Annotated in this window: 6 protein-coding genes; all 6 read right to left on the bottom strand. The window is 71.1% G+C overall.

Annotation, left to right across the window (positions count from 1 at the left end):
* Nucleotides 1–288: 288 nt before the first annotated feature.
* The gene (locus QSG27_RS25205) at nucleotides 289–1,050 is read right to left on the bottom strand and encodes a hypothetical protein (protein WP_306711024.1); all 762 of its coding nucleotides are present in this window, start codon (nucleotides 1,048–1,050) and stop codon (nucleotides 289–291) included.
* Nucleotides 1,051–1,198: 148 nt separating this feature from the next.
* Nucleotides 1,199–1,972: a hypothetical protein gene (locus QSG27_RS25200; RefSeq protein ID WP_306711022.1), complete on the bottom strand. Its 774-nt coding sequence runs from the start codon at nucleotides 1,970–1,972 to the stop codon at nucleotides 1,199–1,201.
* A gap of 17 nt (nucleotides 1,973–1,989) precedes the next feature.
* A complete protein-coding gene (locus QSG27_RS25195; RefSeq protein ID WP_306711020.1) occupies nucleotides 1,990–3,243 on the bottom strand; it encodes an ATP-grasp domain-containing protein in 1,254 nt (417 codons plus the stop codon).
* Entirely contained in the window at nucleotides 3,240–4,067 is an 828-nt protein-coding gene (locus QSG27_RS25190; protein ID WP_306711018.1) for a GNAT family N-acetyltransferase, read from the bottom strand. Before QSG27_RS25190 ends, QSG27_RS25195 begins: the two co-directional genes overlap by 4 nt.
* 1 nt (nucleotide 4,068) lies before the next feature.
* Nucleotides 4,069–5,106, bottom strand: coding sequence for an ABC transporter substrate binding protein (locus QSG27_RS25185; RefSeq protein ID WP_306711016.1), 1,038 nt, complete (start codon nucleotides 5,104–5,106; stop codon nucleotides 4,069–4,071).
* The coding region (locus QSG27_RS25180) for an MFS transporter (protein ID WP_306711014.1) at nucleotides 5,103–6,332 on the bottom strand (1,230 nt) is incomplete at its 5' end. The genes QSG27_RS25180 and QSG27_RS25185, both read right to left, overlap by 4 nt.

The following is a 6,332-nucleotide window of genomic DNA, read 5'->3' as shown; positions in this document are numbered from 1 at the left end:
CGACGGCGCCACCGGACGACAAAACGCTTCGGCGTCGCCGCCCTCCCAAACGTCGCCCTCATTTAGCGGATGCACCATTTAGACTCACATCGCCTCATTCGCCGGCTCTCAGCGGATGCCAATGGCATCCGCCTGCCGCCAGCGGGAACTGTGTTCCCGCGAAAGGCGGGCTTCGGTCGCATGGGCGACCGGGACCGCCGTCGCGGTCCAAAGCGGATCGCAATCCGCTTTAACCTTCCCCGCTGGGCAGGGGAGGGACTGCCGCCGATGCGCCATCGGTCCGGACGGTCAGGCCATGGCCTTCATCTGCTTGTCCATGCGGGCAAGCACGGCCATCACCTCCTTGCAGCGGCTTTTCACGTCATCGTCGGTTTCCGGAAGGCCGTCCTGCGAGGAGATGTTGCGCCAGTCCTTCAGGAACGCCTTCAGTTCGGGCATCTTCGGCAACTGGGTGCCGACGCCGCGGATGTCCTCCTTCCACAAATCCTGGTAATCGCTCACCGTCTTGGCGGTCTTCAGCTTCTTCGCCAGGGACAGCATGTATTTTTCCAGGATTTCCCGCCCCTTGGCGCGCACCTTGTCGGCCTTCTCGATGGCGTCCTTCATGCCCTCGTAGTCGTCGACGATCTTTTCGCCGAGCGAGGACTGGTTGAAGGCGACGAAGAGATGGTCGGCGGCCTTGGCCACCTTCTCCGCATGGGCGGCGGAATCCTTCGGGATCAGCTTGTTGGATTTGAACTTCTTGGCCGTCGCCTCCGCCAGATCGCGGAGCTTCTGAAGCTGGGTGCGCAGCGGCTCGACCGAGCGCTTGTACTCCGCCCGCGCCTCGTCCAGCAGCGAGTCGAGGTCGTCCAGCGTGGCGTTGCTGGGGGCGTTCACCGACACGCTCAGCTTTTTCCAATCGATGGCGCCGTGCGCCTTGTCCACCGCCTTCATCGCGTCGCCGATGCCGGTCTTGCCGGCGATCTTGGCGATGGCGCCCTTCTTCTTGTCCCAGTCCTTCTGGGTCAGGATGTCCGGAATGTCGATGCGCTTCAGGGGACCACCCATCTCTCGGCTCCTCCGCTTAACCAAGCATTCACCCTACCGGCGAGCATGGTAGGGGTGGCCCGCGTTCCCCATAAGCCGGGGATTGCACCTGTCCCGCCGATACCCGGAGCGATTGGGTCCAAAACGGCGGCTTCGCGCGGCGCGCCCGTCAGCGCCCGTTCACGAGTTGCACCACGCCCTTGCAGACGGTGGCGAATTCCTTGATGAGGTCGGTGATCTGGCGGGCGGTGTAGTCGGGCGGCACGCGCATCGGCGGCCCGTCGCCCCCCTGCCCCGCCCAGGGGGCCAGCTTCCTGCGGTAGAAGTCCGGGTCGGCGCGCAGCCCGTCCAACGCCTTCGCCGCAGCGAGCTGGGCGGCGAGGTCGCGAGCCAGCGCCGGGAACAGGTCGTTGTAGGTGTCCGGCGTCGGCTTGGCGCGCACCTTGGCGACCCCGGCGGCGGCGCGGGCAAGCGCGCCGTTGATGGCCGCCTCCCACCGCTTCTGCGCCCTCTCCGCCGACGCGGCGTCCTTTTCGGCTTGGGCCGCCTGGGCGGCGAAGCGGTCCGCGTCCGCGCCGATGGCTTCCTCCAGCGTGGACAGGTCCTTGACGAAGGGCTTCATCGCCCGGTCGAAGGCCGCCGCCGCGGCCTTGTCCCCGCGGCTGGCCGTGTCCTCGTCCAGCGCCTTGTCCAGCGCGGCCAGATAGGCTTTGCGGGCCTTCGCGACCTCCTTCGCGGCGGCGGCGAGGCCCTTCGCGGCGGCGTCACCGTCGCCGGGGTTGCGATGAACGGCGTCGCCGGCCTTCAGCGCCTTGACGACGGCGGCGTCGCCGTTCAGGGCGGTGGCGACAGCCTTGGCGTCCTTCGGCCTGTGCTTCGCCGTTGCGGCCTCGAACCGCTTGCGGGCCGCGGCCCATCGCTGCTCGTAGGGGACATGCGCCATGGCCGCCCGTGCCGCCGCTACGCGACGACCGGCTGGAGACGATCCTCCAGGGAGCGGATGGCGGCCCAGTCGCGCTCGAAGACGGCGCGGTCCGGATGCGCCAGATAGACCTTCGCCAGCACCTGCGTCAGGTCGAGCGTCGGCACCACCGCGTCCCCCACCCGCGGCACGAGGGCGTAACCGCGCACGCTCGCCATCCCGTCCAGAACGGACAGGTCCGGCAGAGCCTCCACCCGCCCGGACACCAGCACCGGCAGGTACAGGACCATCGCGTCGGCCTGGAACCGGTAATGCCCGTCCAGCAGCGGCCCGACCGCCGCCGCCCCGTCGAAGGCATCCACCAGCAGATCCACCTGATCGTGCCCGGTGCCGGCGGCTATGGCGGTGGTGGAGCCCGCCGGCCCCATGGCACGCGCCGCGATCTCCACCAGCGCCGGGCCGCGGGCGGTCATGCGCACCTCGGCATGGCCGGCGCCGTCGGTGATCTCCAGCGCGTCGAGCACCCGCCGGATGTAGGCCATCAGCGCCTGCGCCACCGGCTCCTCCGGCGGCAGCAGCCGGTAGCAATCATAGACGAAGGGCGAGCCGTTCAGCGCCCGCTTGGCCGACAGCAGCACGTCGCAGACATAGTGGCGCCCGCCGCGGCTGACCGTGTTGACCACATATTCGAGACCGTCGAGGTAGGTCTGCACCAGCACCCGCTCGTTGGCCGAGCCGCAGAAGTCGCGGCTGCCCAGGATGGCCTCCACGGCGGCGCGCAGCTCCGCGGGACGGTCGCAGAAATAGACATGGTCGGTGGAGGCGCTGGCCATCGGCTTCGCCACCACGGGCCAGCCCGCCCGGGCCGCCCAGTCCACCGCCTCCGCGGCGTCGGCGGCCATGGTCTGGCGGGCGGTCAGCAGGCCGGCGGCGGCCAGCCGCTCGATCATCATGAACTTGTTGCGCCGCGCCGCGGTCAGCTTCGGGCTGTTGCCCGGCGTCCCCAGGGCGGCGCCCAGCGCGTCGGCCAGTTCCACCGCGGATTCGTTGCCCGGCAGCACGAAGGCCGGCGCCAGGGGGCGAAGCCGCTCCACCAGCGCGGCGAGGCCGCCGTCATGAAGGATGTGCGCCGCGAAGTCGCCGGGCTGATAGCTGCGCAGCAGCGAGGGGGCGAGGTCCGGGCGGCTCTGCACCGCGATCACCTCATAGCCCCGCGCGCACAGGCGCGGCGCCAGCAGGATGCCGGTGGAATAGGGATCGACGACGACCGCCGTTTTGCGATGACCGCTCATGGCGTGGCCTCCAGCGCGGCGTCCCGCGGCACGGCCCGCTCCCCCTCTGCCTCTGCCTCTGCCTCTGCCTCTGCCTCTGCCTCCGTCTCCGCCGGGCGGGCGTAGATGACCAGCGGCACCGGGCCGTCCAGGGCCACCGTACGCCCGACCCAGCCGGCTTCGATCACCGCCCTCTGCTCCTCAAGCTCCGGCACGGCGAAGACGCGCTCGCTGCCCGGCACCCAGGCAGGCGGCGCAGCGCCGAGGTCGCGGTGCAGCAGGTAGCGCAGCCGACCGCTGGCGTGCATGACCAGCACCCGGCGCACCAGGAAGCCGCCGGCCAGCAGGTTCGACAGGCTGCGCGGGTTGGACAGGGCGACGCGCGAGAACAGATGCGGGCGCCCCGCCCCCAGCGCGTGGAGCGTGCGCAGCGTCACCAGCAGCCGTTGCAGCCCGTTGCCGCGGAAGTCCGGATGGACCATGCAGCTCGCCATATGGGCGGTGGCGGTCACAGCGGGCCGGGCCTGCGGCAGGTCGTCCACGAAGGCCGGCATCCCCGGCTGAGGCAGGCCCAGGATGGCGCAGCCGATCAGCCGGCCCTCGGCCTCCAGCCCCAGCGTCACGCCACGCTCGCCCAGATGCAGTCCGGCGAAATCCGGTGCTTCGGGGAAATAGGCGTCGATGTCCGGCAACTGGCCGAAGATGTAGGCGCGGAAGTCCTCCAGCGCCGGCAGGTCGGCGGGACCGAGGAAACGGATGCGGTAGGGGACGGCGACCGGCTGCCCGCGCCGGACGCGCAGGGTGCCCGTGTGGACCGTCTGTTCGGGGGATAAAAGGACCGTCATGTCAGGCGTCCTGCACGATTTCGGCGATGTTCAGCAGGCGCATCGGCGGGTAGAGGTCCAGGTGCTTGGCCGCCCCGATGCGCAGCAGCAGGGAAAAGCGGTTCAGCGTCTCCACCGGGATGCCGTCGGCGGGTTTGGCGCCGGTCAGGATCTCCACCGCCTTCAGACCGGCGAAGCGCCCGACGTTGACCGCCGGGCTGACCAGCCCCATCAGCAGGTTGGCCCGGCGGATCGGCAGCTCGGTGGAGCAGAAGGTGGCCAGCCGGTGGGCCAGGGCCCGCTCCGCCACCACCGCGTTGTTGCCGGAGGCGACCAGCGTGTCCGGCCCGATGTAGACCAGCTCCGCCCCGGCGCGCGCGGCGTCGGCGATCAGGTCGGGGATGGCCGCGGCGACCGGCGCGCCGGAGGCGTCGCGCGGCAGGGCGGCGTCATGCACCTCCACCCCCTGGCGGGCGGCCTCCTCCTTCAGGTCGCGCACGGCGACGACCATGTTGTCCTCCGCCGGGTTGTAGACCGCGGCGATCGTCTTCCAGCGCCGGTAGGACAGCATGGTCTTCATCTGCACGGCGACCGGCGCGATGTGCCGGGTGCCGGTCACCGCGCGGCCCGGACGGTCGAGCGAGCGGACGACGCGCGAGGCCACCGGGTCGGTCACGGAGGTGAAGACCACCGGCACGTCGGTCAGGAAGCGCGAGGGGTCCGGATCGTCGTGGCGCCCGACCGCCGCCAGGGTCAGCGGCGTGAAGACCGTCACCACCAGATCGGGCTTCGCGGCCCGGATGTCCGGCAGCAGCGACGGCATGGCGGAGACCTGCGGCACCTCCCGCACATCCACCGTGGCGGGCAGGCCGCTCGACGCGATGAAATCGCGCAGGCCCAGCACGTCGCCCACATCCTTGCGCGGGGTCAGCACGACGATGCGCGCCGGCTTGGCCGCGGTGAAGGGGCTGGCCGCCTGCGCGAAGGAGGGCAAACCGCCGGCCGCCAGCGTTCCGGCGGTCAGCGCTCCGGTCAGGACGGTGCGGCGGGACAGGCTCATGCGGGGGTCCTCTGCGGAAGGTCGGCGGGCGGGTGCTTGCGGAAGATGGCGCTCAGCAGCAGTTGCACGGCGACGCAGGCGGCCAGCACCGCGCCGATGCCCTTCAGCGCCCCGGCGTAGCCGTAATGGGCCAGGAACAGGCCGGCCAGGAAGGGGGCGACGACGGAGCCCAGCCGCTCGATCAGGCGGAACATGCCGATCACCGTGGTCTCGCCCAGCGCCGCCCGCTCCTTCACGCAGACGTCGGCGAGCATGGCGAGCTGCGGCGCGCCGAGCATGGCATGCGCCACCCCCAGCAGGGCCACCCCGGCCAGCGCCGTCCCGAGCGACCCCGGCATCGACAGCACCCAGGCCGCCCCCGCGGCGATCAGCCCGCCCGCCACCAGGAAGCCGGTGCGCTGGCCGGAGCGGTCGGACAGCTTCGCCGCCATCGGCTGCACCACGATCATCAGCAGCCAGTAGAGCAGCAGCACGCGCCCGATCCAGGACTGGCTGACCCCCTGATCGTCCAGCGCCAGCGGCAGCAGGAAGAACAGCAGCGCCGTCAGCCCCAGCTTGGCCGGGACCGCGCTGAAGACGGCCAGTCCGACGAAGCGCGGGTTGCGCAGGCACAGCGCGGCGTCCGACAGGCGCAGGCCGCGGCTGGACTTGCCCTGCGCCGCGCGCACCCGCGGCAGCACCTGCCACGCCATGAAGGCGGCCAGAAGCGCCAGCCCGGCGGAGATCAGGAAGGTGGTGCGGAACCCGACCTGCCCGGCGATCACGCCGCCGATGGCCGGCCCGCAGACGCCCGCGCTGAGGATGCCGCCGGCGTACATGGCGATGGCCTGGGCGCGCTGCTTCGGGTCGGTGGCGTCGATGACGAAGCCCTGGGCGGCGATGAAGACGCTGGCGTAGCCGATGGCGGTCAGGCAGCGCGCGGCGACGAGTTGCACCAGATCGGTGGCGAGGCCCGAGCCGGCCAGACCGGCGAAGGACATCAGCGCCCCGGCCAGGAACACCGCCCGCCGCCCGCGCCGTTCCGACAGGCTGCCGGCGATCGGCTGGCTGACCGCCCACAGCAGCATGAACAGGGCGATGGGCGCGCCGATGACCATCTCCATGGACAGGCCGGGCACCGGCTCGAACAACTGCTTGATGTAGACCGACAGGAAGGTGCGGGTCAGCTCCTCCGCCAGGGAGAAGACGAAGATGGCGAAGCGCAGCTCCACCACCCGCTGCATCAT

It is taken from the genome of Azospirillum isscasi, assembly GCF_030849505.1.
Lineage (GTDB): Bacteria > Pseudomonadota > Alphaproteobacteria > Azospirillales > Azospirillaceae > Azospirillum > Azospirillum isscasi.
The sequence above is the reverse complement of the archived record's forward strand: the minus strand, read 5'-3'. Positions and strand labels throughout refer to the sequence as shown.

Coding starts and splice junctions, on each gene's coding strand:
- QSG27_RS25185 (WP_306711016.1), bottom strand. CDS start 5,106: ATGAGCCTGTCCCGCCGCACCGTCCTGACCGGAGCGCTGACCGCCGGA.
- QSG27_RS25195 (WP_306711020.1), bottom strand. CDS start 3,243: ATGAGCGGTCATCGCAAAACGGCGGTCGTCGTCGATCCCTATTCCACC.
- QSG27_RS25200 (WP_306711022.1), bottom strand. CDS start 1,972: ATGGCGCATGTCCCCTACGAGCAGCGATGGGCCGCGGCCCGCAAGCGG.
- QSG27_RS25205 (WP_306711024.1), bottom strand. CDS start 1,050: ATGGGTGGTCCCCTGAAGCGCATCGACATTCCGGACATCCTGACCCAG.
- QSG27_RS25190 (WP_306711018.1), bottom strand. CDS start 4,067: ATGACGGTCCTTTTATCCCCCGAACAGACGGTCCACACGGGCACCCTG.